At 48.7% G+C, this 628-nt stretch carries 1 protein-coding gene; it reads left to right on the forward strand.

The window, feature by feature from the left end; translation table 11 throughout:
* The coding region (locus tag TZ48_RS23475; protein ID WP_162674705.1) for an aminotransferase class I/II-fold pyridoxal phosphate-dependent enzyme at positions 1-628 on the forward strand (628 nt) is incomplete at both ends.

Genomic DNA, 628 nt, shown 5'->3' on the forward strand with positions numbered 1-628 from the left:
TCAAAATACTTCGGTGCAACAGGCTGGCGTCTAGGTACTATCGCGATTCAAGACAACAACGTGTTTGATGATGCGATGCGTGCACTACCAGAAGCACAGCAGCTTCAGCTTGATGACCGTTACAAAACACTGACTCCAACACCGCGTGACATTAAGTTCATCGACCGCATCGTTGCGGACAGCCGTGCCGTAGCACTAAACCACACTGCGGGTCTATCGCTACCACAACAAGTTCAAATGGCAATGTTCTCTCTAAACTGCCTAATGGACCTAGAAGACAAGTACAAAGACGCTTGTAAACGCATCATCCGTGAGCGCTTCAACACGCTTTACGAAAACATGGGCATTACTGTTGAAGAAGACAAAGACCGTGTGGATTACTACACGCTACTAGAGCTAGACACTCTAGGTGGCAAGCTTTACGGCGACGAGTTCGTTGAGTGGTTCAAAGCAAGCAACAAGGGTAAAGACTTCTTGTTCCGCCTTGCTCACGAAACCGGTGTTATCTTGCTTCCTGGTAAAGGCTTCGATGTGGTACACGCATCGGTACGTGTGTCACTCGCTAACCTAACTCACCACGAGTATGAGTTGATTGGCCGCGAAACTCGCCGCGTACTTGATGAGTACT

This window comes from Vibrio variabilis, assembly GCF_003263785.1.
GTDB lineage: Bacteria > Pseudomonadota > Gammaproteobacteria > Enterobacterales > Vibrionaceae > Vibrio > Vibrio variabilis.